The organism is Krasilnikovia cinnamomea, assembly GCF_004217545.1.
Taxonomy (GTDB): Bacteria; Actinomycetota; Actinomycetes; order Mycobacteriales; family Micromonosporaceae; genus Actinoplanes; species Actinoplanes cinnamomeus.
This window is the reverse complement of sequence record NZ_SHKY01000001.1, coordinates 802785-828259: the sequence shown is the minus strand read 5'-3', so window position 1 is coordinate 828259 and position 25475 is coordinate 802785. Positions and strand designations below refer to the sequence as shown.

Annotated in this window: 23 protein-coding genes; 10 read left to right on the top strand and 13 right to left on the bottom strand. The window is 73.5% G+C overall.

Features of this window, described 5'->3' with window-relative positions; genetic code table 11:
* Positions 1 to 11: 11 nt before the first annotated feature.
* Together EV385_RS03590 and EV385_RS03585 are read right to left on the bottom strand one after the other, a co-directional pair.
* The gene (locus tag EV385_RS03590; protein WP_130508150.1) at positions 12 to 848 is read right to left on the bottom strand and encodes a peptidylprolyl isomerase; all 837 of its coding nucleotides are present in this window, start codon (positions 846 to 848) and stop codon (positions 12 to 14) included.
* A gap of 37 nt (positions 849 to 885) precedes the next feature.
* Complete coding sequence (locus tag EV385_RS03585; protein WP_130508149.1) at positions 886 to 1761, bottom strand: peptidylprolyl isomerase; 876 nt, start codon at positions 1759 to 1761, stop codon at positions 886 to 888.
* Between the two features lie 242 nt (positions 1762 to 2003).
* On the opposite strand from EV385_RS03585, the gene EV385_RS03580 reads away from it, so the two are divergent.
* Positions 2004 to 2702, top strand: a complete 699-nt coding sequence (locus EV385_RS03580; protein ID WP_130508148.1) for an MBL fold metallo-hydrolase — start codon at positions 2004 to 2006, stop codon at positions 2700 to 2702.
* A 19-nt stretch (positions 2703 to 2721) separates the two neighbouring features.
* Complete coding sequence (gene hisS, locus EV385_RS03575) at positions 2722 to 4044, top strand: histidine--tRNA ligase (RefSeq protein WP_130508147.1); 1323 nt, start codon at positions 2722 to 2724, stop codon at positions 4042 to 4044.
* Here the strand turns inward: hisS and EV385_RS03570 are convergent.
* Both EV385_RS03570 and EV385_RS03565 read right to left on the bottom strand, forming a co-directional pair.
* A complete protein-coding gene (locus EV385_RS03570) occupies positions 4041 to 4580 on the bottom strand; it encodes an alpha/beta hydrolase (RefSeq protein ID WP_130508146.1) in 540 nt (179 codons plus the stop codon). The genes hisS and EV385_RS03570 overlap by 4 nt on opposite strands.
* Before the next feature lie 117 nt (positions 4581 to 4697).
* Positions 4698 to 5252 carry a PaaI family thioesterase gene (locus EV385_RS03565; protein WP_130508145.1) on the bottom strand — a complete coding sequence of 185 codons (555 nt, stop codon included), beginning with the start codon at positions 5250 to 5252 and terminating at the stop codon, positions 4698 to 4700.
* 55 nt (positions 5253 to 5307) lie between these two features.
* Between EV385_RS03565 and EV385_RS03560 the strand changes: the two genes are divergently transcribed.
* From EV385_RS03560 to EV385_RS03540, 6 genes are all read left to right on the top strand, one after another.
* Positions 5308 to 5793, top strand: a complete 486-nt coding sequence (locus EV385_RS03560; RefSeq protein WP_130508144.1) for a winged helix-turn-helix transcriptional regulator — start codon at positions 5308 to 5310, stop codon at positions 5791 to 5793.
* A 179-nt stretch (positions 5794 to 5972) separates the two neighbouring features.
* A complete protein-coding gene (locus tag EV385_RS03555; RefSeq protein ID WP_130508143.1) occupies positions 5973 to 8438 on the top strand; it encodes a cyanophycin synthetase family protein in 2466 nt (821 codons plus the stop codon).
* Between the two features lie 615 nt (positions 8439 to 9053).
* A complete protein-coding gene (locus tag EV385_RS36045) occupies positions 9054 to 11531 on the top strand; it encodes a protein kinase domain-containing protein (RefSeq protein ID WP_423203013.1) in 2478 nt (825 codons plus the stop codon).
* Positions 11528 to 11692 (top strand): hypothetical protein, encoded by a 165-nt coding sequence (locus tag EV385_RS33740; RefSeq protein ID WP_165449379.1) that lies wholly within the window; start codon positions 11528 to 11530, stop codon positions 11690 to 11692. Before EV385_RS36045 ends, EV385_RS33740 begins: the two co-directional genes overlap by 4 nt.
* Positions 11693 to 12183: 491 nt before the next feature.
* On the top strand, positions 12184 to 12441 hold the full coding sequence (locus tag EV385_RS03545; RefSeq protein WP_130508142.1) for a hypothetical protein: 258 nt from the start codon (positions 12184 to 12186) through the stop codon (positions 12439 to 12441).
* Positions 12442 to 12564: 123 nt separating this feature from the next.
* Positions 12565 to 13467: a sigma-70 family RNA polymerase sigma factor gene (locus tag EV385_RS03540; RefSeq protein ID WP_130508141.1), complete on the top strand. Its 903-nt coding sequence runs from the start codon at positions 12565 to 12567 to the stop codon at positions 13465 to 13467.
* A 907-nt stretch (positions 13468 to 14374) separates the two neighbouring features.
* Here EV385_RS03540 and EV385_RS03535 read toward each other — a convergent pair.
* The 8 genes from EV385_RS03535 to EV385_RS03500 form a co-directional block, all read right to left on the bottom strand.
* The gene (locus EV385_RS03535) at positions 14375 to 15496 is read right to left on the bottom strand and encodes an urease accessory protein UreD (RefSeq protein ID WP_130513049.1); all 1122 of its coding nucleotides are present in this window, start codon (positions 15494 to 15496) and stop codon (positions 14375 to 14377) included.
* On the bottom strand, positions 15496 to 16269 hold the full coding sequence (gene ureG / locus EV385_RS03530; protein ID WP_341273916.1) for an urease accessory protein UreG: 774 nt from the start codon (positions 16267 to 16269) through the stop codon (positions 15496 to 15498). Before ureG ends, EV385_RS03535 begins: the two co-directional genes overlap by 1 nt.
* On the bottom strand, positions 16259 to 17188 hold the full coding sequence (locus EV385_RS03525; RefSeq protein WP_130508139.1) for an urease accessory protein UreF: 930 nt from the start codon (positions 17186 to 17188) through the stop codon (positions 16259 to 16261). The genes ureG and EV385_RS03525 overlap by 11 nt, the downstream gene beginning before the upstream one ends.
* Positions 17188 to 18906, bottom strand: a complete 1719-nt coding sequence (locus EV385_RS03520) for an urease subunit alpha (RefSeq protein ID WP_130508138.1) — start codon at positions 18904 to 18906, stop codon at positions 17188 to 17190. Before EV385_RS03520 ends, EV385_RS03525 begins: the two co-directional genes overlap by 1 nt.
* The gene (locus tag EV385_RS03515) at positions 18903 to 19316 is read right to left on the bottom strand and encodes an urease subunit beta (RefSeq protein ID WP_130508137.1); all 414 of its coding nucleotides are present in this window, start codon (positions 19314 to 19316) and stop codon (positions 18903 to 18905) included. Before EV385_RS03515 ends, EV385_RS03520 begins: the two co-directional genes overlap by 4 nt.
* Positions 19313 to 19615 (bottom strand): urease subunit gamma, encoded by a 303-nt coding sequence (locus tag EV385_RS03510; protein ID WP_130508136.1) that lies wholly within the window; start codon positions 19613 to 19615, stop codon positions 19313 to 19315. The genes EV385_RS03515 and EV385_RS03510 overlap by 4 nt, the downstream gene beginning before the upstream one ends.
* A 124-nt stretch (positions 19616 to 19739) precedes the next feature.
* Entirely contained in the window at positions 19740 to 20117 is a 378-nt protein-coding gene (locus tag EV385_RS03505) for a RidA family protein (RefSeq protein WP_130508135.1), read from the bottom strand.
* Positions 20118 to 20121: 4 nt separating this feature from the next.
* Positions 20122 to 21528, bottom strand: a complete 1407-nt coding sequence (locus EV385_RS03500) for an amidohydrolase/deacetylase family metallohydrolase (RefSeq protein ID WP_130508134.1) — start codon at positions 21526 to 21528, stop codon at positions 20122 to 20124.
* 106 nt (positions 21529 to 21634) lie between these two features.
* Between EV385_RS03500 and EV385_RS03495 the strand changes: the two genes are divergently transcribed.
* Together EV385_RS03495 and aspS are read left to right on the top strand one after the other, a co-directional pair.
* Positions 21635 to 22990 (top strand): type III PLP-dependent enzyme domain-containing protein, encoded by a 1356-nt coding sequence (locus EV385_RS03495; RefSeq protein ID WP_423203012.1) that lies wholly within the window; start codon positions 21635 to 21637, stop codon positions 22988 to 22990.
* Positions 22991 to 23080: 90 nt separating this feature from the next.
* The gene (aspS, locus tag EV385_RS03490; RefSeq protein ID WP_130508133.1) at positions 23081 to 24883 is read left to right on the top strand and encodes an aspartate--tRNA ligase; all 1803 of its coding nucleotides are present in this window, start codon (positions 23081 to 23083) and stop codon (positions 24881 to 24883) included.
* Positions 24884 to 24921: 38 nt separating this feature from the next.
* On the opposite strand, the gene EV385_RS03485 is transcribed toward aspS, so the two are convergent.
* Entirely contained in the window at positions 24922 to 25401 is a 480-nt protein-coding gene (locus tag EV385_RS03485) for a GNAT family N-acetyltransferase (protein ID WP_130508132.1), read from the bottom strand.
* Between the last annotated feature and the right edge of the window lie 74 nt (positions 25402 to 25475).

Sequence of the window (25475 nt, the reverse complement as noted above, 5' to 3'; positions counted from 1 at the left end):
TCGTGTACGGGTCAGCTCGGGCTGACCGACACCGACTTGATCACGGTCTCCATCTTGGGGTGACCGCCACCCGCCTGTGCCTTGAACGCGCCGTCGTCGCCCGCCTTGACGACCTTCTGGACAATGTCCAGGCCGGAGTCGAGCTTGCCGACCAGGGTGTAGCTGGGCGGCAGCTTCGTGTCCTCCGCGACGATGAAGAACTGGCTGCCCGAGCTGTTGGGCTGCCCGGTGTTGGCCATCGCGATCGAGCCCGCCGGGTACGGGTTGTTCTGGTCGGTGGGCAGGTTCTCCTCGGCCATGGTGTAGCTCGGGCCGCCCGTACCGTCGGTCTCCCGGTAGCCCTTGCCCTTGGCGAACGGGTCGCCGCACTGCAGCACCCGGAAGCCGGGCTCGTTGACCACCCGGTGGCACTTGGTGTCGTTCCAGAAGTTCTTGCTGCCCAGGTGCTGGAAGCTGGCCGCCGTGCACGGCACCTTGCTCAGGTCGAGCTTCGCCGTCATCTTGCCCAGGTTCGTGTCGATCGTCATGACACTGGTGCCGGTGTTCGGCACGTTGGGCGGGGGCGTGCCGACGTCCTTGACCTTGCCGCCATTGGCCGGCACGGGGGTCCAGGTGCAGGCGACCGTGCCCGCCGGCGGGGCGCCGGCGTTGGACGTCGACTTCTTGTCGTCGTCGCGCATGGCGGTCACGATCCACACGGCGGCGCCGGCGATGAGTACGACCGCGGCGGCCGACCCGATGATGGCCTGGCGCTGGCGCCGCTTCTTGGCGGCCGCCGCGCGCTCGGCCATCTCCTTCTCGAGCCGGGCCCGCGCCGCCGCGCGCTGCCGGTCCTTGATCGACGACACGGTCTTCCTCCTGTATGCCTCGGTGCGGTGAGGGTGGTCAGGACTGGCTGCTGGTGCTGGGCGCCGGCGTGGCGCCGGTCGCGGCGGAGACGGTCACGCTCTGCACAACGATCTTGTCCTTGGGCTTGACCTTGGCGCCGGAGCCATTGTCCACGACCGGGATGCGCCCGATCGCCGCCACGGTGTCCAGGCCGTCGGTGACCCGGCCGACGATCGAGTACTGCGGGGTCTTCGGGCTGAAGTCCTTGAAGAAGATCAGGAACTGGCTGCCGTTGCTGCCCGGCGGGTTGCCGATCATGGCGACCGTGCCCCTCGGGTACAGCGGAGCGATCTTCGGCGGGGTCTTCACCGAGGGGCTCGGCGCCGGGGTCGGCGGAGCCGTGGGCAGGTTCTCGTCATAGAAGCTGTACGTCGGGCCGCCCTGGCCCGTACCCGTCGGGTCGCCGCAGCGGACCGCGCCGTCGGTGGTGAGCTCATGGCACTCGGTGTTGTCGAAGAACTTCTTGCCCGCAAGGTAGTTGAAGCTGGCCGCACTGCACGGCGTGGTGGCCGTGTCCATGCTCACGACGATCGGCTTGCCCTTGTTGGTGGTGATCGTCATCGTCTGGGGGCCCGAGGTCGGAATGCCCTTGGTCGGCGGCGTGCCGACCTCCTTGAGGCTGGTGTTGGTCGTCGCGCTCTGCGGGGTCCACGCGCACACGTCGGAGGCGGAAGCGTCCGGGGCGTCCGTGTCGTCGCTGTCGAAGGCGCCACCCAGCCAGGCCACCCCGCCGACGATGAGCAGCAGCCCGAGCGCGGCACCCACGCCGGCCTGGATCCGCCGGCGGCGCTGCAGCTTCGAGGCCCGGCGCGCCTGCTGCCGGTCGAGCTTGGCCCGCGCCAGTTTCCGCTGCCGGTCCTTGCTGGATGCCACCGAGTGTTTCCTTCCTCATCCCGTCGCGGCGCGCGCGCCCACCCGGTGCGCACACCGGCCTGTTGCGGCGAGTGCGCGATGCCACACGCCCGCAAGAGTGTACGGGTAACTCCTGAGAATGTGGTGTGCGAGGTTCCGTCACGGTGTGTACGGTGTGGCGGCCCGTCCCGGTGCACCGCCGACCGAACCACCCCGCACGGTAGGCTCGCGGGGCGATACCGACCGTGCGAGAGGGGTGCCCTGTGCTCGTCACCGGCTTCGAGGCCGAGGCGTTCGGCACCAACTGCTACGTGCTGGCCGCCGGTCCGGGGGAGCAGTGCCTGATCGTCGACCCGGGCATCGGCGTGCTGGACCGGCTCGACGAGGTGATCGCGAAGCACCGGCTGCACCCGGCCGCCGTGCTGCTGACTCACGGCCACCTGGATCACACCTTCTCCGTCGCGCCGGTGTGCGGCGCCCGCGGCATCACCGCGTACGTGCACCCCGCCGACCGCGAACTGCTGGCCGACCCCGCCAAGGGGCTGAGCATCGACCTGGCCGCCCTGTTCGGCGGCCGGCTGCCGTACACCGAGCCCGAGGACGTGGCCGAGCTGACCGACGGCGGCACGCTGACCATCGCGGGCATCGAGATCACGGTCGACCACGCGCCCGGCCATACCGGCGGGTCGGTGCTGTTCCGGCTGCCCGGCGCCGGCACGACGTGGGACGCAGATGAGGTCTGCCTCTCCGGTGACGTGCTGTTCGCCGGCTCCATCGGACGCACCGACCTGCCGGGCGGCGACACGGCGACGATGATGTCCAGCCTGCGGGACAAGATCCTGCCGCTGGCCGACGACACCGTCGTGCTGCCCGGCCACGGACCGGCAACGACCATCGGCCGCGAGCGCGCCTCGAACCCGTACCTGCGGGAACTGACCGGCGCGCCCCGCCGCGGCCTCTGACCCCGTATACGGAGAGACAGTGCCCATTTCCGGCTTCCCCGAGTGGCTGCCGCCCCAGCGCCTGATCGAGCAGTACGTGCTGGACAAGATCCGCGCCACCTTCGAGCTGTACGGCTTCGCCCCCCTGGAGACCCGCGCGGTCGAGCCGCTGGACCAGCTGCTGCGCAAGGGCGAGACCTCCAAGGAGGTGTACGTCCTGCGCCGCCTGCAGGAGGACCCGTCCGCGCCCGGCGGGGACGACGCGCTCGGCCTGCACTTCGACCTGACCGTGCCGTTCGCGCGCTTCGTGCTGGAGAACGCGGGCAAGCTGCAGTTCCCGTTCCGGCGCTACCAGATCCAGAAGGTGTGGCGCGGCGAGCGCCCGCAGGAGGGCCGGTACCGGGAGTTCCTGCAGGCCGACATCGACGTGGTCGACCGCGACACCCTGCCGTTCCACTACGACACCGAGATGCCGCTGGTGATCGGCGACGTGTTCGCCGCCCTGCCGATCCCGCCCGCCCGGATCCTGGTGAACAACCGCAAGGTCTGCGAGGGCTTCTACCGCGGCCTCGGTCTGGCCGACACCGAGCAGGTGCTGCGTACGGTCGACAAGCTCGACAAGATCGGCCCGGAGAAGGTGGCCGCGCTGCTGGTCGAGACCGCCGGGGCGAGCGACGCCCAGGCCGCCGCATGCCTGAAGCTGGCGGAGATCAGCGCGTCGGACGCCTCGTTCGTCGACGCGGTACGCGCCCTCGGCGTGGACGACCCGCTGCTCGACGAGGGCCTCGGCGAGTTGGTCCGGGTGGTGGAGGCCGCCGCCGAGCACGCCCCCGGCCTGGTGGTGGCGGACCTGAAGATCGCCCGCGGCCTGGACTACTACACCGGCACGGTCTACGAGACCCAGCTGCGGGGCTACGAGCAGTTCGGCTCGATCTGCTCCGGCGGCCGGTACGACAACCTCGCCACCTCGGGCACGGAACGCTTCCCCGGGGTCGGCATCTCCATCGGCGTGTCCCGGATGCTCGGGCTGCTGTTCGGCCGCGACGCGCTGGCGGTGTCCCGCCCCGTGCCCACCTGCGTCGTGGTGGCCCTGCCGAACGAGGAACTGCGGCCCGCCTGCGACCGGATCGCGACCGCGCTGCGCCGTCGCGGCATCGCCACCGAGGTGGCGCCGACGGCGGCGAAGTTCGGCAAGCAGATCCGCTTCGCCGAGCGGCGCGGGGTGCCGTACGTGTGGTTCCCGGGTGTGGAGGGGGCGGCCGATTCGGTCAAGGACATCCGCTCGGGCGCACAGGTCGACGCGGACCCGGCGACCTGGGAGCCACCCGCCGCCGACCGGCACGCGACGGTCAGCGCGGGCTAACCGAGCCCGTCGAGGAACTCCTCGATCGCGGTGCCCACGGTGCCGAGCGCGTCGGTGTAGCGGTGCAGCGGGCCGGGCACCCGCAGGTTGTGGTCGCCGTCCGCGACGGTTACCACGGGCTTGCCCGTCGCCTGCGCGGCCTCGGGCACCCAGGCGAAGTCCGCGGTGCCGCAGACCAGCAGCGCCGGGGCGGGGTTGCGGCCGATGGCGGCGACGACGTCGTCGGCGGTGAGCACCGGGGTCAGCCAGACCGCGGGCAGCCCGCGTTCTGCCGCCAGGGCGGCCGCCCAGCAGCCCAGCGACTTGGCGATCACCACCGGCCGGGCGTTCGGCGCGGCCTCGTGCGCCCGGTGCAGGGCCGCTTCCACGTGCGCCCGCACGAACGGCTCCGGTCCCACGTCCAGCAGACCGGACGGCACGGTCCACGAGATCGTCTCCAGATGCGCCTGCCGGTCGCGTAGCGCGTGGTCGGCGAGGTCGAGCAGCGGACCCTGCGCGGTGTATCCGCGACCCGGCACGACGATTCCGGCGAGCATCCCGTGACCCTACCGGCGCCCTCGTCAGCCTGGGGGAAAGGCGTGACCGCCGTCGGCGGGGCAGCGTGGACGGTGTGCAGGCACCCGGCCGTCCACGGCACCGGCGGCGGCACCCGATCAGGGGGTGACCTCGAAGATGAGGCAGCTGGACGTGGCGTGCGCGACCAGGCGGCCGTCGGCGTCGGTCATCCGGGCTTCCGCGTACGCGGTGCGGCGCCCCCGCTGGATCACAACCCCCTCGCAGCGCAGCCGTCCGGAGGCCACGGTGACCGCGCGCAGGAACTTGACGTTGAGGTCCTGCGACGTGTAGCCGAACCCGGGCGGCAGGGTGCTGTGCACGGCACAGGCGGCGGCGCTGTCGAGCAGGGTGGACAGCACCCCGCCGTGCACGGTGCCCAGCGGGTTGTAGTGGAACTCCTGCGGTCGCAGGTAGAAGGTGACCCGGCCCTCCTCGGCCTCCATGCCGGACATGTCGAGCAGCTCCATCACCGGCGGTGGCGGCAGTTCGCCCGCGGCGATGCGCCGCAGCAGCTCCAGCCCACCGCTGCGGCCCAGCAGGTGGGCGTGGCGCGCGGGATCGGTCCAGGTGAACGTGCGGGCGCGGACACCGTCATCCGCCGCGGCGGTGCCGAGATCGTCGGTGTGGCCGGTGGCATCCTGAGTCTGGGTCATGGACGCAGCTTGGCACCGGTTTGCTGCATCTGTCAAACAGACCTAGCCTGGCGGTATGACGCCCGCCACCACCCACCCCGAGGCCCTCGACTACGACGCCGACGTCTGCACGATCGGCCGGGCCATGGCGGTCCTCGGCGAGCGATGGACCGTCGTCGTGCTGCGCGAGGTCTTCGTCGGCAACCGGCGCTTCGACGACATGCGGACACGCACCGGCATCCCGCGCCAGGTTCTGGCCAACCGGCTGGCCGCCCTGGTCGCCGACGGGCTGCTGCGCCGGGAGCCGTACCGGGAGCCCGGCGCCCGGGTGCGGCACGAGTACCGGCTCACCGACAAGGGTCTCGATCTGTATCCCGTGCTGATCGCGGTCCGCGAGTGGGGTGACCGGTACCTGGCCGAGCCGGAGGGGCCGCCGCTGGTGATGGAGCACCGGGGGTGCGGCGCCCCGCTGCACGGCGAGTTGCACTGTGCCGAGGGCCACCGCGTCGACCGGTACCGCGACATCGTGCCGCGCCCCGGCCCCGGCGCCCGGCGGCGCTGACCTCGGGGTCCGCCGGACCGCGGCCGCCCGGGCCCGCGACGGCCGGGCCCGCGGCGGCCGGGCCCGCGACGCCGGACGAGGGCCGCCGCCCACTCGGGAGATTAGCGGGATGTTTCGGAAATGTTCCGATTAACCTCAGGGGTGGTTCCACTCTGGTGCGGCCGGGTGAGGAGGATGCGGTGAAAATCCTGAGCGTCCGGCGCCTGCGCGGACCCAATGTGTACCTCGCCCGGCCGGTCGCCGTCGCGCGCCTGCGCCTGGACGAACTGGCCGGGCAGGAGACCACCGATCTCGCCGGCTTTCCGGAACGGCTGCTGCGGGCACTGCCCGGCCTGGCCGAGCACCGCTGCGCGGCGGGCGGCCCCGGTGAGTTCGTCAGCCGGATGCGCGTCGGCACCTGCTTCGGGCACGTCACCGAGCACGTCTGCGTCGAGCTGTCGCGCCGGATCGGGCGCGAGGTGAGCTTCGGCCGTACGGTCGCCTCCGCCGAGCCGGGGCAGTACGACCTCGTCGTCGAGTGCCCCGTGGACGAGTCGCCCGACTCCACCCTCCCGGCCGAACTGCTGGACGCCGCCGTGGAGGCGGTGACCTCGGTGGCCGCCGTGCTGCCCGACTTCGACCTGGCCCAACGCCTCGCGGAGCTGGCCGCTGTGTCCGAGCGGCAGGCCACCGGGCCGGGTACCCGCTCCGTGGTCGCCGCCGCCCGGCGCCGGGGCATCCCGGTCGAACGCTACGGCGATCTCGGCCTGCTGCGGCTCGGCTGGGGCAACCGGCGCCGCCTCGCCTGGGACGCCAGGACCGATCGCACCAGCGGGGTGGGCGTCGACATCGCGGGGGACCGGCAGGTCACCCGGCGGCTGCTGGCCGAGGCGGGTGTCCCGGTGGTGCCCGGCGGTGCCGCGAACACCGCCGAGCAGGCGGTGCGCCTGTTCAACCGGCTCGGGGCGCCGGTCGTGGTCAAGGCGCGGCGTGGCCGGCCGGGCGAGGGCATCGCCCTCGATCTCGGCACGCCGGACGAGGTCGAGCGGGCGTTCGCGGCCGCCGGCGGCGACGTGGTGGTCGAACGCCAGCTGCCGGGCCGCGACTACCGCGTCCTGGTCGTGGCCGACGCCGTGGTGGCCGCCGCCGAGCGGATGGCGGCACCCTCGGCCAGGGGCGGCGCGAGCCGTGACGTCACCGACCGGGTCCACCCCGACGTGGCCCGGCTCTGCCGGCGCGTCGCCGCGCTGGTGGGACTCGACATCGCCGGCGTCGACCTGCGCCTGGCCGACGTCGCGGAGCCGGTGCCGGCCGGCGACCCCACGGTGGAGCCGGCCGGCGGGGTCGTCGAGGTCACCGCCGCACCCGGGCTGCTCAGGCATCTCGCACCCGAGCAGGGCCCGGCCCGCGACGTCGGGGACGCGATCGTGCGGGCCATGTTCCCGGGCGGTTCCAACGGGCGGATCCCGGCCGCCGCGGTGACCGGCACGAACGGCAAGACCAGCGTCGCCCGCCTCGCCGCGCACCTGCTGGCGGGCACTCAGCGGGTCGGGCTCACCACCTCCGACGGGGTGAGCATCGACGGGCGCCTGATCCACCGGGGGGACGCCACCGGGCCGGGCGCGGCGCAGATGGTCCTGGGCGATCCAGGGGTGCAGGCGGTCGTGCTGGAGACCGGGCGCGGCGCGACGGTACGCGGCGGGCTCGGTTACGACTGGACCGACGTCGGGGTGATCACCAACATCACGGCCGACCACCTGGGCCAGGACGGGGCCGATTCGATCGAGGACCGCGTGCGGGTCGAGGCGCTCATCGCCGAACGGGTCCGCGACGGCGGGACCCTGGTGCTCAACGCGGACGACCCGTGGGTTCGCGGCCTGGTGGACCTGCCCCGGGTACGGGCGGACCGCAAACGCGTGGTCTGGTTCGGTCTGGACCCGCGCCATCCGGTGCTGACCGCGCACCTGGCCGGGGGTGGCACCGCGTACCTGCTGGCGGACGGCTGGCTGGTGCAGGCCACCGGAGCCCGGCGTACGCCGCTGGTGCGCGCGGCCGACGTGCCGGGCGCGTTCGGGGGAGCGGCCGGATACGCCGTGGCAAACGCGCTCGCGGCGCTGGCGGCGGCCCGTGCGCTGGGCACCGCCCAGCAGACGGCGCTCGCCCGGCTGGCAGAGTTCGACCCGCCGCGGCACAACCCCGGCCGGGGCACCCTGCTGCGGGTCGGCGAGGTGTCGGTCTTCGTGGACGACGCCCGCGATCCGGCGGCGCTGGCGGCCGTGTTGCGGACCCTGCACCGGCTCTGGGGCGCCGAGCGGTGCCTCGCGGCGGTCACGCTGCCCGGTGACCGCCGCGACGATGTGCTGGCGCTCTGCGCTCAGGTGCTGGCGGACGGGCTGACCCGGGTCGTGCTCTACGACGGCGAGCTGCGGGGACGCGCCCCCGGGGAGGTTCCGGCCCTGGTCGAGCGGGAGATGCTGGCGCGGCGGCCGGAGCTGACCCCGGTGCGGGCGGGAAGCGACGCGCAGGCCCTCGACGCCGTCCTGCGGCTCGCGCAGCCCGGCGACGTCGTGCTGCTGCTGCACGGGCACGCGGACGCCGCGCTGGGGCTGCTGCACGGGCGGGGCGCGCGGCCCGCGGAGGCGGGACTGGCCGGCGCCGCCCGATGATCGCGTCCACGACCGACTTGGCCCCTATGTCCGTACGAATGTCGACGGCTGCGAATAAGGAATGATCGTTCGCCCGGATCGGCCAATCAGGCGGGGTTGTCCTGGTCAATGCCGGAGCCTCGGCGGGCGAGTACCGATAGGGCCGGAAAATGAGTATCGAAAGAATGGCAACGCACGGTAATCGCCGGCCGGTTCCGTCGCAGATTCCGGGTCTGATCGTTGTTTGCATCGAACCGAGGAATTCGCTGCGTAGCGTGTTCGCCACGAGAAGTGCGACCCCCTGGCCGGATGCCTCACTAATGGGTGACCGTCGCAAGAGTACGCGAATCCGGCATACCGTCTAGATCGGACAAGCGTTGTGCACGGAAACGCCTCTGAGCTGGGGTTTCTCCGATCAACGTGAGACCATCTCAGGTGCGGAAAGTCCGGAACGGAGAGTGACGGCCCGTGAGCCGGTACTGTCATTGATCGGTCGAGATAGTGGCCGATCGTCGGCTAACATCCTCGCCGTCGATGGGGAATGCTTCGGTTCAACGACGGACCGATCCACACCCGGCGTCGGGCAGCATGGCGGTGCGAACTCGACGTTTCTTCCGATCGCGCATGTGGGGGCACATGAGCACGACGGACCTCCCCGGTTCGAGTCTGCTGGCCGGCCGATACCGGCTGGTCGAGCGACTCGGCGCCGGCGGGATGTCAGTGGTGTGGCGAGGGTTCGACGAAGTACTCGGTCGCCAGGTCGCGGTGAAGGTCCTGCCGCCGTCGACCAGTGCCGACCCGTCGTTCCGGCGCCGGCTGCGCGCAGAGGCCCAGGCGGCCGCCCGGCTCAGCCATCCGCACATCACCAATGTGTACGACTACGGCGAGGCGACCACGGTCGACGGCGAGCCCGTCCCGTACGTCGTCATGGAGCTGGTCGACGGCGAGTCGCTCGCCGCCGTACTCGCCCGCGTCCGGCGGCTGCCCTGGCCCGCCGCCGTACGCATCTGTGCCGAGGTCTCGGCGGCGCTGGCGGCCGCGCACGCCCGCGGCATCGTGCACCGCGACGTCACCCCGGCCAACGTCATGCTGACCTCGACCGGCGCCAAGGTCGTCGACTTCGGCATCTCCGCCCTGATCGGCGAGAACGACATCGACCCCGACGGCAGCCTGCTGGGCACGCCCGCCTACCTCGCACCGGAGCGCCTCGAGGGCGGCCAGGTCAGCCCCGCCACCGACGTGTACGCGGTCGGCCTGCTGATCTACCGCACCCTCATCGGCCAGCTCCCCTGGGACGTCGGCACGACCACGGCACTGCTGCGCGCACACCAGTACACCGAGCCGGAGCCGCTGCCGCCCGTGGAGGGCCTGCCGCACGCGGTCGAGGCGCTGGTCGGCCGGTGCCTGGAGAAGGGCCCCGACGACCGCCCCTCCAGTGCCGAGCTGGCACACGTGCTGGCGGGCCTCTCGGCGGGCGCCCCGGCCCCACGCGGCTTCGTGCCGGACTGGGCCGACAACAGCGAAGACACGACGATCCTGCCGTCTCGCTGGCAGACCGACGGCTTCCTCGGCCGGGTACGGCCGGGGCACGCCCGGGTCGCGGACGCACCGGCCCAGGCCGGGCGCGGGGTCGCGGCGGTGCCCTCGGGGATGGCCGCGGCCGGGCTCGCCGCGGTGGCCGATGTGGACGCCCAGGGCTCCCCGCTGGCCCGATCCGACGCGGGGAGCGGCGTCGACGCGGACCCGTTCCACGACGGGTTCCCCGCACCGGCGAGCCTCGCCGACCCGCTCGACCCGGCCGCCCCGTCGCCCGCCAACGGAGGCCCGTTGCGTCCCGCGCCGGGCCTGGCACGCAACAACCGGTTCAGCGCGGCGGCCCGGTCCGCCCCGCCCGGCACCGCCCCACCCGGCCCTGGCCTTCCCGGCACTGCCCTGCCCGGCGCCGCTCTGCCCGGCCCTGGCCATCCCGGCACTGCCCTGCCCGGCGCCGCTCTGCCCGGCGAGCCGGGCGGAGGGGCACCCGGCGCCGAGCTGCGCCGGGCCACCGGGCACGACGCCGAGAACTCCGGCTGGGCCGACCGTGAAGCGCAGGCGTGGGCCGGTCCCGGGGCCGTGGGCGTGGCCGGCCTGTCCGGGGACACTCCGACCGCCATCCGCCCGCCCGTGGGAGCGAACAGCCGTGACGGGCTGGACCCGCAACGACAGGTCGTGCCGCCGCAGCGTCGCGGCGACGGGCCGGCGGCGCCGGACGGCCCCGCCGGCGGTCGCGGCGTGCCGACGCGGCGGGCGTTGATCGTGACCGGAGCGCTGGTCGCGTTCGGTGCGGGGGCCTGGGCGGTCGCGGGCACCGGGCCCGGTCGCAACGACGCCGCCCATGTGGCGCCGCAGCCGTCCGTGCTGGCCGCCAACGGCAAATGCGTGGTGAGCTACACGGTCTGGTCCGACGACGGCAAGCGGTTCAAGGCGGCCGTCACGGTCGCCAACCGGGACACCGTGCCGATCAAGGACTGGAACCTGTGGTTCGTCATGCCGGGTGACCAGACCATGTCCGGCAACGGCAAGCTCAGGCTCGACCAGCAGGATCGTGGCGTCACGGTTACGTCGGACGACCCGCTCAGCCCGCTGCATACGACCACCGTGCAGGTCACCGGCCGGTACGCGGAGAGCAACGCCGCGCCGATGGTCTTCCAGCTCGACGGCAAGACCTGCGAGACGTTCGTGTCGGGCAAGCCCGGCGAGCCGTCCCGCCCGGTCGAGCACCTGGTCGGCGGCGGCGTCCGGTTGGGGCCGGTGCCGACGACCAGCAACCCCGTGCCCGGCATCTCCATCGCGCCCAACGGGCTGGCGGTGCCCGTGCCGGTGGCATCGACCCCCGGCGCGACCGGGACGCCGTCCCCCGGCGCCACCACGCCGACGACCGACCCGACCACGACGGCGCCCACCACGGCCGCGACGACAACCACCCCACCGCCGCCGAAGCCGCCGGACGACGACACGCCGACGACCGACCCGACCACGACGGCGCCCACCACGACCACGACGACCAACCCGCCGCCGCCGAGCCCGTCGCTGCCGCCGCCCGACCCTGCGGACCAGGACCCGGCTGACCAGTGACCGGGCGGACCGTGACCGGGCAGACCGTGACCGGGCAGACCGTGACCGGGCAGACCGTGACCGGGCAGACCGTGACCGGGCAGACCGTGACCGGGCAGACCGTGACCGGGCAGACCGTGACCGGGCAGACCGTGACCGGGCAGGGTCCTAGGACGCCGTAGGGGCGATGCGCCTCGTCTCCCGGCCGGTCGGCCTCATCCGAGGGGGAGATCCGGCGGCCGACCAAAAAACGCGGCGGGTCGGCCGATCGCCGCGATACGGTTGTGGGTGACACCAGCAGACACTTTCCGGCCTGGACCGCGCGGTCGGTGACGACGACGCCGCCGCGGGCCCCGGATGTCGCATCAGGGACGACCCGACGTACCGCCGCCTCGCCCTCCGATGCCGGTGGGGCTCAGCCGTGCCACTGCGGCGCGGATGTGGTCCCGCGTGTGGGCGGGTCTCGGCGCACCCAGCCGCCCGACCCGTCCGGTACGGCGAAGCCTGCGGTTCCGGGTGCGCGACCCGCGCCCGTACCCGGGCTGTACTCGCGAAAAAATGCATCGGCGTGCCTGCCGGGCGGTAGGGCACATGCGAGGAAGATGAAGGCGATCGGTCCTAGCGCATGTGTTCGGCCGGATATCGCACGTCGTCGCACATCGGGGAGTTCGACATGATCAGCACCATGCGGGAGCTGGCCGCCGAAGCGTTGTTCGTTTCCAACCTGCAGCCGTCCGAGCACCCCAGCCGACAGTCGATGGAGCAGGCGGTCACCGCCATGATCCTGCGGCACGGCAGCGATGGCTGCGCCGCCGGCGTCGCCACGGAGTACGGGGACCACCCGGACCTGGCCGTTCGCCGCATGGGGTGGGTGTGCAGGCAACTCCAACGCCTGATGGTCGAGGAGCGCCACCCCCACTTCGCGAACTGAGGATTTTCAGCAAAAAGCACCAGAAAAGCAACCGAGTTCGGCCGCCCCTGCACCCGGGGGCGGCGAGGGTTCTCCTGACCGGCCACCACCGGGCCGGCTCTCGTACGCGCGAGGAGGACCTCCGTGACCGTCACGTCCGAACTCCCCGCCACCATCGGCACCACCCACGACGCGCCGTCCGCGCGCGACCTCGAGGACCTGATCCGGGAACACATGCCGCTGGTGGGTTATCTGGTGCGGGAACTGCTGAACCGCGTACCCGGGCATGTGCATGCCGACGACCTGTCGTCCGCCGGGTTCGCCGCGCTGCTGGACGCCGCCCGCTCGTTCGACGTCACCCGGGGCATCCCGTTCCACCGGTTCGCCGCCGTACGCATCCGCGGCGCCCTGCTCGATGAGCTCCGCGGCCAGGACTGGGCCAGCCGCCTGGTACGCGCCCGGGCGCGCCGCACCGCCGCCGCGCGGCAGGAGCTCACCGCGGCGCTCGGCCGCACCCCCACCGATGCCGAGGTGGCCGAATTCCTCGGCATCGGGATCTCCGAACTGTCCGCGGTCGACGACGACGTGCAGAAGGCCGCGCTGCTCAGCCTGCAGGGCTTCCCCGCCGGAGCCGCCGAGGAACTGATCGCGGAGACCGCCGAGGGCCCGGAGGACCTGCTGCTCAAGCGGGAACGGCTCGGCTACCTGCATCAGGCGATCCAGGCGCTGCCCGAGCGGCTGCGCATGGTCGTCACCCAGTCGTTCCTGCAGGAGCGGCCGCTCAGCGAGGTCGCCGCGGAACTGGGGGTTACCGAGTCGCGGATCTCCCAGTTGCGTACGGAGGCGCTGCGGATGCTGCGTGAGGGCCTGAACAGTTCGCTGGCGCCGGAGCTGCTCACCGTCGCGGCCGGTGGGCCGCGCACCCGGAAAGGGTGCATGCAGCGGCGCCGCACCGAGTATTTCGCCCGGGTCACCCGGCAGGGCAACCTGCACACCAGACTGGCCCTGACGGACAGCCACGGGGTGCCGGTCGCAGTCGCCGCCTAGCGGCCGCCCGGCGGTGGTGGCCGCTCGGCGGTGGTGGCCGCTCGGCGGTGGTGGCCGCTCGGCCGTGGTGGCGGTGTGGCGCTACCGGTTGCGGTCGCCGCATTCGCGCACCGTTGTTGCCGGGCTACGCGCCAGCCTCTCGTCGGCAACGGACCCGGTCGCCGTGGCGTGGCCGGAACCTGAAGAGTTCCGGTCAGTAGCTCGCCCGAACTCTGCAAGATCTCGCCGCGGTGCGGCAAGGTGTCGTGGCCACGTGGGCAGCGGTGCGGCCGGAACCTGAAGAGTTCGGGCGAGCAGCTCGCCCGAACTCTGCAAGATCTCGTAGCCCGTGCGGCAAGGTGTCGTGGCCGTGTGGGCAGCGGCCTGCTCGCGGTCGCCATCGCAGTGCGGCCGGAACCTGAAGAGTTCGGGTGAGCAGCTCGCCCGAGCTCTGCAAGATCTCGTAGCCCGTGCGGCAAGGTGTCGTCGCCGTGCGGCTAGCGGCCTCGGTCGCCGTCGCCATGGCATGGTGCGGCCGGAACCTGAAGAGATTGGGTCAGTAGCTCGCCCGAACTCTGCAACGTCTTGAAGCTGGTCGGTGAACGGCTCCGGTCGCTGTAGCCGTGACGCGGTGCGGCCGGGACCCGCAGAGCTCGGGTCAGTTCCTCGCCTATCACTTTGAGCCTTGCAAGATCTCGTTACGGTGCGGCACAGCACGGGTCCAGCGTTGCCATTACCGGGCGCATGTCCGGTGTCAGCGCGGTTGCCAGCACTTCCGGCCCAGTCGAGGTGGCGGTCGGTGGCCACGGGGATCATGTACCGCGCCAGGGCCACGACAGCCGACTCGCACTCGGGCGCTGCCCGCGAGAGGTTCGAGGTAGCGCGGTGTGTTGCGGAGGTCCGAACTTGCGGAGTTTGGGTTAGTGCCTCACCCGGACTCTGCAAGATCTTGTAGGCGAGCGGCACACCAGGGGTCCAGCGTTGCCTTTACCGAGCGAATGTCCGGCCCGATCGCCGTTGCCAGCACACCCGGCCCGGCCAGGGCCATGACAGCCGACTCGCCACGCGGCGGCGCCTCCGAGAAGTGCGAGGTGGCGCGGTGTGTCGCGGAGGGGTCCGAACTGGCGAACACGACCGAGCCCACCGCGTGACCGTCGCCTGGGGCGCCGGGCCGGCCGGAGACGGTACCCCGCGGCCTCGGCACGTGGCCGGGTGTCGGCGGGCTGGCGGCGCAGGGGCGTTGTCCCGCCACGGTGGTGAGCGGGGCGCCGGCTGGACGATCACTATGCGCCGGCTCCTCCACCGCCGGGACGTCGCACAGCAGCGCCGCACCCAGCACCGCAGCTCCCGACCAGCCAGGGGACTGCGGTCCGATCGCGAGCTCGTGCCGGTACAGGGTCGACCCGGCGTACCGGATGGTCACGTCGGTGTGGACGTCGCCCGGGGGCTCGCCGTGCCGGCCGCAGGCCAGGTCGTCGCGCCAGAGCAGCGTCCCGCCGTCGGCCACCTCCACCCTGGTCACCGCGCGGTGATCGCAGCCCGCGCCCGCGATGAGCGGCTCCGGCAACCAGCACAGTGTCGCCCGCGCGGCGACCGACGCCCGGACCTCGAACCGCGACGGCGGGACGCCGGGCCGACCCGGCAGCGCCAGGGCGGCCGCGACCGATTCGCCCGGGGGACCCGGCAGCGCCAGGGCGGCCGCGACCGATTCGCCCGAGGGACCCGGCAGCGCCAGGGCGGCCGCCACCGATTCGCCCGAGGGACCCGGCAGCGCCAGGGCGGCCGCGACCGAGCCGTCCGGGGGACCCGGCAGCGCCAGGGTGGCCGCCACCGAGCGCACCTCCAGCCACGCGCCCGGACCGACCTCGACGTCGAGCCGCAGGTCGTCGCCGCCCAGCGGGCCCGCCGCCCCGCCCACCAGATGCACCGTGGCGGGGCCGCCGGCCGCACCGGTACGCCGGAGCAACAGCGGGGGCTCGCCGCGCAGCACCGACAGCCGGGTGCCGCCGCGCCCGTCGGCCTCGGCCACGATGCGCGCGGCCGCCCGCATCACTGCGCTGGGGTCGCGGATGGCGTCGCGCTCGCGGCCGTCGGTACGCGGTCCGCCAGCAGGCCGCGGATCCAGTCCGCCACGGGGACGGCGGCGCGGTCCTCGACCAGCGACAGGAACACGGTCGGCAGGGCGCCACGCCGCGCCGCCGCGTCCCGCCGCATCACGCCGAGATCCGCGCCGACCAGCGGCGCCAGGTCGGTCTTGTTGACCACGAGCAGGTCCGCTCCCGTGACCCCGGGGCCGCCCTTGCGTGGCACCTTGTCACCGCCCGCCACGTCCACGACGAACACCTGACGGTCGACGAGCCCGCGGCTGAACGTCGCGGTCAGGTTGTCGCCGCCGCTCTCGACCAGTACGAGATCCAGGGGGCCGAGCGCCGCCTCGAGATCCTCGACCGCATCCAGGTTGGCCGAGATGTCGTCACGGATCGCGGTGTGCGGGCAGCAGCCGGTCTCCACCGCGCGGATCCGCTCCGCTGGCAGCACGCCCGTGCGTAGCAGGAAGTCGGCGTCCTCGGTGGTGTAGATGTCGTTGGTGACGACGGCCAGGCGCACCTCGGTGCCGAGTGCCCGGCACAGCGCGGCCACCAGGGCGGTCTTGCCGGAGCCGACCGGGCCGCCGATCCCCACCCGCAGCGCACGGGTACCGGCGGGCAGGGCGGCATGCGGGTCGCGTCCCGGCTGTGGATGGGTGTGTGGCACCTCGTCCGGGGCGTGTGCGTGCGGCCCGGCGCCGCGCGGCGCCGGGGGAGCGGTCGGTTCAGGATGCAAAGAGACGCACCTCCCAGGTGGCATGGAACTCCGCGCCGATGTCCAGCAGTGGCGCCCCGGACGCGGGCAGGGCGTCCACCGGATCGTCCGCCCGGGCGTGGGCGTCGTCCGCGATCCGGTCACACACCCCGGCCAGCTCCGCCAGCAGCGCGTGCACCCCGTACGGGTCGAGGCCGAGCAGCCGGACCGCGGCGGACGCCGGGCCGGTCAGCGTGCCGTGCGCGGCGGCGACGGCGGCCTCGCGGGGCCGCAGGCCCGCGGCCGCAGCGACCAGACCAAGCGCGACGGGATGATGGGGCGCGATGCCCAAGGATGCGGCGCTCATGGCCGCGCCCGGGCTTGCGGGCCCCTCGGCAGGTGAAGGACGCATGGCCGCGCCCGGGCTTGCGGGCCCCTCGGCAGGTGAAGGACGCATGGCCGTGCCCGGGCTTGCGGGGTCCCCGGGGGGTGAAGGACGTATCGCCGCGCCCGGGCTAGCGAGGTCTCCAGGTGGTGAAGGGCTCGTTGCGTCGCCTCGGGTCGCTTGGCCTCCGGGGCGACTCATGGCCGCGTCCGGCAGCGCGCGGCCGGGGGAGGCGGGGAGGAGCGGCGGGGCCGGCCAGATGGCCCGGCCCGCGCGCAGCAGGGCCCGGCCCTGGGCGCGCGATGCCCGGCGCAGCGCGGGCGACGGCGTGCGGGCGTCCAGGCCCGCGTCCAGGTCGGCCCATTCCCGGGTACGGGCGCAGGCGGCCGCGGCGAACACCGCCCCGACCACCCCGGAGGTGGCCAGCCGTCCCCGCAGGAACCCGGCCAGCCCTGCGAGGTCGGTGACGCGGCCCGCCGCCACGGCCGCCTCCAGTCCGCCCGAGTGCGCGTGGCCCCCTGCGGGCAGCCGCCCGTCAGCCAGTACGAGCAGCGTGGCCAGCGACGTCTGCGGCATCAGAACAGGAAGTACCGCTGCGCCATGGGCAGCTCGGTGACCGGTTCGGGCGTCACGACCTCGCCGTCGACGCGCACGGTGAACGTGTCCGGCTCGACCTCGATGCGGGGCAGCGCGTCGTTGAGTGGCAGGTCCGCCTTGCCCACCGCGCGGGTGTCCGCGACGGGCACGAGGGTGCGCTTGACCGCGACCCGGTCGCCGAGCAGCGCGTCGATCGCCGCGGGCGCCACGAACGCCAGCGACGTCTGGGCCGGGACGACGCCGTACGCGCCGAACATCGGGCGGGGCAGCACCGGCTGGGGGGTGGGGATGGAGGCGTTGGCGTCGCCCATCTGCGCGTACGCGATCATGCCGCCCTTGAGGACCAGGGCGGGCCGGACGCCGAAGAACGCCGGGTCCCACAGCACCAGGTCGGCCAGCTTGCCCGGCTCAACGGAGCCGATCAGCTCGGACAGGCCGTGCGTGACCGCGGGGCAGATCGTGTACTTGGCGACGTACCGCCGGGCGCGCAGGTTGTCGGCGGCGCCGTCGCCGGGCAGCGCGCCGCGCCGGGCCTTCATCACGTGCGCGGTCTGCCAGGTCCGCAGGATCACCTCGCCGATCCGGCCCATGGCCTGCGAATCCGAGCCGATCATCGAAATGGCGCCGAGGTCGTGCAGCAGGTCCTCGGCGGCCATCGTGGACGGCCGGATCCGGCTCTCCGCGAACGCCAGGTCCTCGGGCACCGCCGGGTTCAGGTGGTGGCAGACCATCAGCATGTCGAGGTGCTCGCTGAGGGTGTTTCGGGTGTACGGGCGGGTCGGGTTCGTCGAGGACGGCAGCACGTGCGGCTGCCCGGCGACCGTGATGATGTCCGGCGCGTGCCCGCCGCCCGCCCCCTCGGTGTGGTACGCGTGGATCGAGCGTCCCGCGATGGCCCGCAGCGTCTCCTCGACGAAGCCGGCCTCGTTGAGCGTGTCCGTGTGGATGGCGACCTGCACCCCGGAGGCGTCGGCGACCCGCAGGCAGGCGTCGATCGCGGCCGGGGTGGTGCCCCAGTCCTCGTGCAGTTTGAAGCCGCCCGCCCCGCCGCGCAGCTGCTCCCACAGCGACTCCTCGGACACCGTGTTGCCCTTGCCGAGCAGCAGCACGTTGAGCGGCCACGCGTCGAGGGACTCCAACATCCGGGCCAGGTGCCACGAGTTCGGGGTGACCGTGGTGGCCTTGGTGCCCTCGGCCGGGCCGGTGCCCCCGCCGATGATGGTGGTGATGCCGGAGGCCAGCGCGGTGTCGAGGATGGTCGGGCTGATCAGGTGCACGTGGCTGTCGATCGCGCCCGCGGTGAGTATCTTCCCGTTGCCCGCGATGACCTCGGTGCCGGGGCCGATGACCAGCCCCGGGTCCACGCCGTCCATGGTGTCGGGGTTGCCGGCCTTGCCGAGCGCCACGATGCGCCCGTCGCGGATGCCGACGTCGGCCTTCACGATGCCCCAGTGATCCAGTACGACCGCGCCGGTGATCACCGTGTCCGGGGTGCCCTCGCCGCGGGTCGCCCGGGACTGGCCCATCGACTCGCGGATCACCTTGCCGCCGCCGAACACCACCTCGTCACCGGGGTGCGGGCCAGCGCTGAGGTCCTGGTCGATCTCGATGAGCAGGTTCGTGTCGGCCAGCCGGATCCGGTCGCCTGCGGTGGGGCCGTACAGGGCGGCGTAGCGGCCGCGGTCGAGGGCGGTCACCGGGCGCTCCCGTTGCCGGCGGGGCCGTCGCCCTCGTCCTCGTCCAGGGAGCCCGCGGGCTCGATGTCGTCCACCTCGGCCGGTGGGGGTGGCGGTGGGTCGGTGTCCAGGCCGCCACCGGCGAGGCCGCGCAGTCCGGGTACGATCCGTCGCCCGGCCAGCGGCACCAGTTCGACGTCGCGGGGCAGCCCCGGCTCGAAGCGCACCGAGGTCCCGGCCGGCACGGCCAGCCGGTGCCCCCAGGCGGCCTGCCGGTCGAACTCCAGCGCCGCGTTGCACTCCGCGAAGTGGTAGTGCGAGCCGACCTGCACCGGCCGGTCGCCGGTGTTGCGGACCGACAGTGCCCGCACCGGACGGTCCGGGTTGATGGTGATGTCGCCGGACCCGGGCAGGATCTCGCCGGGGATCATGAGATCGGCCCGTGTACGGTGACGAGCTTCGTGCCGTCCGGGAAGGTCGCCTCCACCTGCACCTCGGTCAGCATCTCGGGCACCCCGGCCAGCACGTCGTCGCGGGTGAGCACCCGGCGGCCGTCGTCCATCAGCTCGGCGACCGTCCGGCCGTCTCGGGCGCCCTCCAGCAGGAACGCGGTGATGATCGCGGTGGCCTCCGGATGGTTGAGCCGCAGTCCTCGCTCCCGCCGGCGCCGGGCAACGTCCGCCGCGACGTGGATGAGCAGGCGTTCCTGCTCGTGCTGGCTGAGGAACAAGCCGGGCCTCCCTGATCGCCGAAGCGAAATGCTCGCAGCCTGAGGTTTCCGGCGCGTTACCGCCGCGTCCGCCACCGGTCACCCGATCAAAGCACGCCGGGCGGCCCGGGACGCGGCCCGACACTCAGCCGAGGTACAGCACGGCGTCCACTTCGATGTCGAAGCCCTCCAGCGCCGCCGGGATCGTGGTGCGCGCGGGCGGGACCGGGCCGCGGAAGTACTGGGCGAAGATCTCGTTGAGCTCGGCGAAGTTGGCGAAGTCGCGCAGGTAGACACCGACCCGTACGGCCTGGTCCAGGCTGGCGCCGGCGGCCTCGGCGACCGCCGCGAGGTTGCCGAACGCCGCGTGCGCCTGCTCGGCGAAGCCGCCCGTGACGCCGGTGCCGTCGGGGCGCGCCGGGATCACCCCGGCCAGGTACACGGTGTCGCCCGCGACGACGGCTTGCGAGTACGGTCCGCCCACGGGGGCGGCCTGGTCGGTGTGGACGGCACGGCTGGGCATTCGCCTACTCCTGTACGGGTGTGGTGGGCTCGGGAAGCTGTCCGGTCCCCTGCCGAGGACTCGCAACCGGTCCGGTCGGTGGCATGCGAGATGAATCGGCGGTGGACCGGGGTGGGCGAGACGGTTCGGCGGTGGAGCGGGCTGGGCGCGAGGGTCCGGCGGTGGAGCGGGGTGGGCGGGGGAACTGTTCGGCCAGCCCGTCGACGCCGACGAGCGGGGCGGCGAGCAGCGCGCGTACGTCGCGTTCGCGGCGGCGCAGGGCGGCGTGCTGGGCGTCCGTGAGCGGGATCCACGACGGCGGCGGTGCGGGCAGCCGTGGCTCCAGCCGCCGCCCGGCCACGTACGTGGCCTCGTTGATCAGCCGCACCGGGGCCCGCCGGGCCTGCCGGTGCGCGTCGACCACCTCGAACTCGCCCGGCTCGACGGCGAACACCGCCAGGTCGGCGGGCGCACCCGGGGTGAGGGTACCGGCGTCGAGTCGCAGCGCGCGGGCCGGGTGCACGGTCGCCGCCGCGACCACGTCCGGCAGCGACATCCCCACGGCCAGCAGCTTGGCCATGGTGGTGGGCAGGTCGAAGACCGGACCGTGGACCGAGCGGGCGTGCAGGTCGGTGGAGATCGTGTACGGCCGCAGCCCCGCGTCGAGCTGCGCCTCCAGCACGTCGAAGGCGAACCCGCCCGAGCCGTGCCCGACGTCGAACAGCACCCCCCGCTCGTGCGCGGCCCGCGCCGAGGGCCCGAGCGGTGCGGCGATGCCGCTGGCGCAGTGGGTGACGATGTCGCCGGGGCGCAACAGGTCCAGCACCTCGGCCGGGTCCGGCGGCGCCGCACCGACGTGCGCCATCACGGGGACCCCGCAGGCGTCGGCCACGGCCAGCGCCCGCCGCAGCGGCTCGACCTCGTTGCCGCCGACCGCCTCGGCGTCGACGCGCACCTTGACGCCGCGGATCAGGTCGCGGTGCGCGAGGACGGTGTCGATGGCCACGGCGACGTCGCAGGTGGACAGGTCGCGGCACTCCCCGGTGCGGGCCGCCAGCCCGGGGCCGGAGATGTTGAGCAGGGCCGCGACGCGTACCCGCCGCCCGCCGGCGAAGTCGCGCAGCCCGTCCAGGGTGTACGCGCCGGCCGACCCGGCGTCGACCCAGGTCGTCACGCCGGTGTACCAGGCGATCGGGTCGGGGTCGACGCCCCAGTACCCGGCGCCCGGGTGCACGTGGGTGTGCAGGTCCACCAGCCCGGGGGTGATCAGCCGTCCGGCGACGTCGACGACGGTGCGGGCGGCCGGGCCCAGCCCGGGCCCGATCGCGGCGATCCGGCCCTCGCGCACCGCCACGTCCAGCCGGCCCGTGTGGCCGCCACCCGGGTCGAGGACGTCGCCACCGGCGAGAAGCAGATCGTACGGGCCCGGCACGGCGCGTGTCCTCCACACTGGTCGATCACGGTGTAGCTTGCACAGCGTGCGTGGCGGCGCTGCGCTGGTCAAGTCGCTGGATCGGTCGAGTCGTCGGGAGCCGCGCGTGACCCTGGAGATCCCGGGCGAACGGATCGACTGGCGCAGCAAGGGTTTCTGGCTGCCGGGCACGTCGGTGACCGGGCCCGAGTTCGCCGCGGCGCGGCCGGGGCTGTTCGACGGCGCGTTCACCTGGCCGGTGCTGGTGCTGCGCCGGTCGGCGGCCCTGGCGAACATCGCCACGATGGCCGCGTACTGCGCCCGGCACGGGCTGGACTTCGCGCCGCACGCGAAGACGACCATGGCCCCGGCGCTGCTGGCCGCGCAGCTGGACGCCGGGGCGTGGGGGATGACGGTGGCCACGGCCAACCAGGCGTTGGTGCTGCGCCGGCTCGGCGTGCCGCGGGTGGTGCTGGCCAACCAGGTGCTCGACCCGACCGCGCTGCGCTGGCTGGCGGGGGAGAGCGCCCGCGGCTGGGAGGTGTATCTCCAGGTCGACTCCACAGCCGGAGTGGCCGCGGCCGCGGCTGCCATCGACGGCCTCGTCACCCACGCAACCGGATCTGAGGCGGCCGGATCTCACGCGGTCGCGCCGGGCGCGGTCGGATCTCGCGCGGGTGGTTCGGGCGTGGGCGGGCCGGGCGCGGGCGGTTCTCCCGGGGCCGGGGGACGCCTTCGCGTGCTGGTCGAGGTGGGGCACTCCGGCGGGCGCACGGGCTGCCGTACCGTCGAGCAGTTGATCGTCGTGGCCCGGGCCGTGACCGGGGTCGCGGGCCTGGAGCTGGCCGGGGTGACCGGCTACGAGGGTGGGCTGGCCGGGCAGGCCGAGGTGGACGCCTTCCTGGCCGGTCTGGCGGACGGTGCGCGGGCGCTGGCGGCGGCCGGACTGCTGGGCCCGCGGGTGCTGGTGTCGGCGGGCGGCAGCGCCTGGTTCGACCGGGTCGCCGCGCTGCTGGCCGGGCAGTGGCTGCCCGGCCACGAGCTGCGTACGGTGCTGCGCAGCGGCGCCTCGGTGACCCACGACGACGGCCTGTACGCCGAGCGCACACCGTTTCGCCGGGTACCCGCCGAAGGCCCGCTGGCCGCCGCCCTGGACCTGTACGCCCAGGTCCTGTCCGTCCCGGAGCCCGGCCTCGCGCTGGTCGGGATGGGCAAGCGGGACGCCCCCTTCGACGAGGGTCTGCCCGTGCCGCTGGCCGTGCGCCGGGCGGGCGGCGGCGTCCTCGCCGCCGACGGGCTCGCGGTGACCCGGCTCAACGACCACCACGCCTACCTGGACACGCCCCCGGATGTGCCGCTCGCGCCGGGCGACATCGTGCGGTTCGGGATCTCGCACCCGTGCACGGCGTTCGACAAGTGGCGTCACATTCCGGTGGTCGATGACGAGCTGCGCGTCGTGGACGTGCTGCACACGTACTTCTGATCGACGAGTTTCGGCCCGCGTCGCAGTCCGGCCCGGCAGCCCTGACAGAATGTCGGGTGCGCCCTGTGACAGCTGTAAGGAGACGTTTCCGTGATCCGTACCCATGACGCCGGCAGCCTGCGTGCGAGTGACGCGGGCACGACGGTGACGCTCGCCGGCTGGGTGGCCCGCCGGCGCGACCACGGTGGGGTCATCTTCGTCGACCTGCGCGACACCTCCGGCGTCGTCCAGGTGGTCTTCCGCGAGGAGGACGCGCACGCGCTGCGCAACGAGTTCTGTGTGAAGGTCACCGGCGAGGTGACCGCCCGCCCGGCCGGCAACGAGAACCCGGACCTGGCCACCGGCGCCGTCGAGGTGGTGGCCAGCGAGCTGGTCGTGCTCTCCGAGGCCGCCCCGCTGCCGCTGCCGGTCGACGACGCGGTCACCGCCTCCGACGACCTGCGCCTGAAGTACCGCTACCTGGACCTGCGCCGCAGCGGCCCGGCGAGCGCGCTGAAGCTGCGCAGCCGGGCCAACCAGATCGCCCGCGAGGTGCTGCACGCCCGTGACTTCGTGGAGATCGAGACGCCGACGCTGACCCGCTCCACCCCCGAGGGCGCCCGCGACTTCCTGGTCCCGGTCCGCCTGCAGCCCGGCACCTGGTACGCGCTGCCGCAGTCCCCGCAGCTGTTCAAGCAACTGCTGATGGTCTCCGGGCTGGAGCGGTACTACCAGATCGCCCGCTGCTACCGCGACGAGGACTTCCGCGCGGACCGGCAGCCCGAGTTCACGCAGCTCGACATCGAGATGTCGTTCGTCACCCAGGACGACGTCATCGAGCTGGGCGAGCAGATCGTGTCGAAGCTGTGGGGCGAGCTGGCCGGCGTCACCGTGCCCACCCCGATCCGCCGGATCACCTGGCACGACGCGATGAACCGGTACGGCTCCGACAAGCCCGACCTGCGGTACGGCCTGGAGCTGACCGAGCTGACGGACTACCTGCGCGGCACGGAGTTCCGGGTGTTCGCGGGCGCCATCGACGCGGGCGGCTACGTCGGCGCGGTGGTCATGCCGGGCGGCGCGTCGCAGACCCGCAAGGAGCTGGACGGCTGGCAGGACTGGGCCAAGGCGCGCGGGGCGCGCGGGCTGGCGTACGTGGTGCTCGACGAGTCGACCGGGGAGGCGCGCGGCCCGGTCGCCAAGAACCTGTCCGCCGCGCACCTGGCCGGGCTCGGCGACGCGGTCGGCGCGAAGCCGGGCGACGCGATCTTCTTCGCCGCCGCGAACCACCGCCGGGAGGCCCAGGAGCTGCTGGGCGCGGCGCGCATCGAGATCGCGAAGCGGACCAACCTGATCGACGAGTCCGCGTGGGCGTTCTGCTGGGTGGTCGACGCGCCGATGTTCGAGCGTACGGACGAGGGCGGCTGGACCGCTGTGCACCACCCGTTCACCTCGCCGAACGCGGAGTGGATGGACAACTTCGAGGACGCACCGGACCGGGCGCTGGCGTACGCGTACGACATCGTGTGCAACGGCAACGAGATCGGTGGCGGCAGCGTGCGTATCCACCGGGGCAGCGTGCAGAGCCGGGTCTTCGACCTGCTCGGCATCTCGCCCGAGGAGGCGCAGGACAAGTTCGGCTTCCTGCTGGAGGCGTTCAAGTACGGGCCGCCGCCGCACGCGGGCATCGCGATCGGCTGGGACCGCACCTGCATGCTGCTGGCGGGCGCCGACTCGATCCGCGAGGTCATCGCGTTCCCGAAGACCCGTGGCGGGTTCGACCCGCTGACCGGGGCACCCACGCCGATCACCGCCCAGCAGCGGCTGGAGGCGGGCATCGACGCCAAGCCGAAGCCGACCGCGGGCCTGCCCGGCACCGACGGCGTCGCCCTGCCGGTGGAGCACTCGAACTGAGCGTCCTCAGCGGGCTCAGCTGGTGACGGCCGACGCGGTCAACGCGCTCGCGTGATCAGGCGCATCGCCGGGTCGGGGGTGCGCACGAAACCGAGCGCGGTGTACAGCGGCTCGCCGTCGGGGGAGGCGCGCAGGTCGACCCGGGTGACGCCGCGCTCGGCGTACCAGGTGAGCAGGGCCCGCATGCAGGCGCGGGAGTAGCCGCGGCGGCGGTAGCCCGGATCGGTGGCGACGTTGTAGACGTACCCCTTGAACGGGCTGGGGTTGTGCGGGCCGGGCAGCCGCTCGTCGATCGCGCCCACCACGCAGGCCGCCAGGGTCTGCGGGGCGTCCGGCCGGGCGACGACGAACGCGGCCACCCGCTCGGCCGGGTCGGCGAGCTGGCGGCGTAGCAGGTCCGCTCCGGATGTCAGCCACGGGCCACCGGCCACCGGCGCGCCCATGCCGCTGAGCATCACCACCCGTAGCCGCATCAGCTCGTCGGCGTCGGTCGGGGTGGCACGGCGTACGGGGATCATGTGCCGCAGGGTAACGGGTCCGGTCCGCCGTCCCGGCGGCGTTTCGGCGCGGCCCCGGCGGGGGTATCAGCACG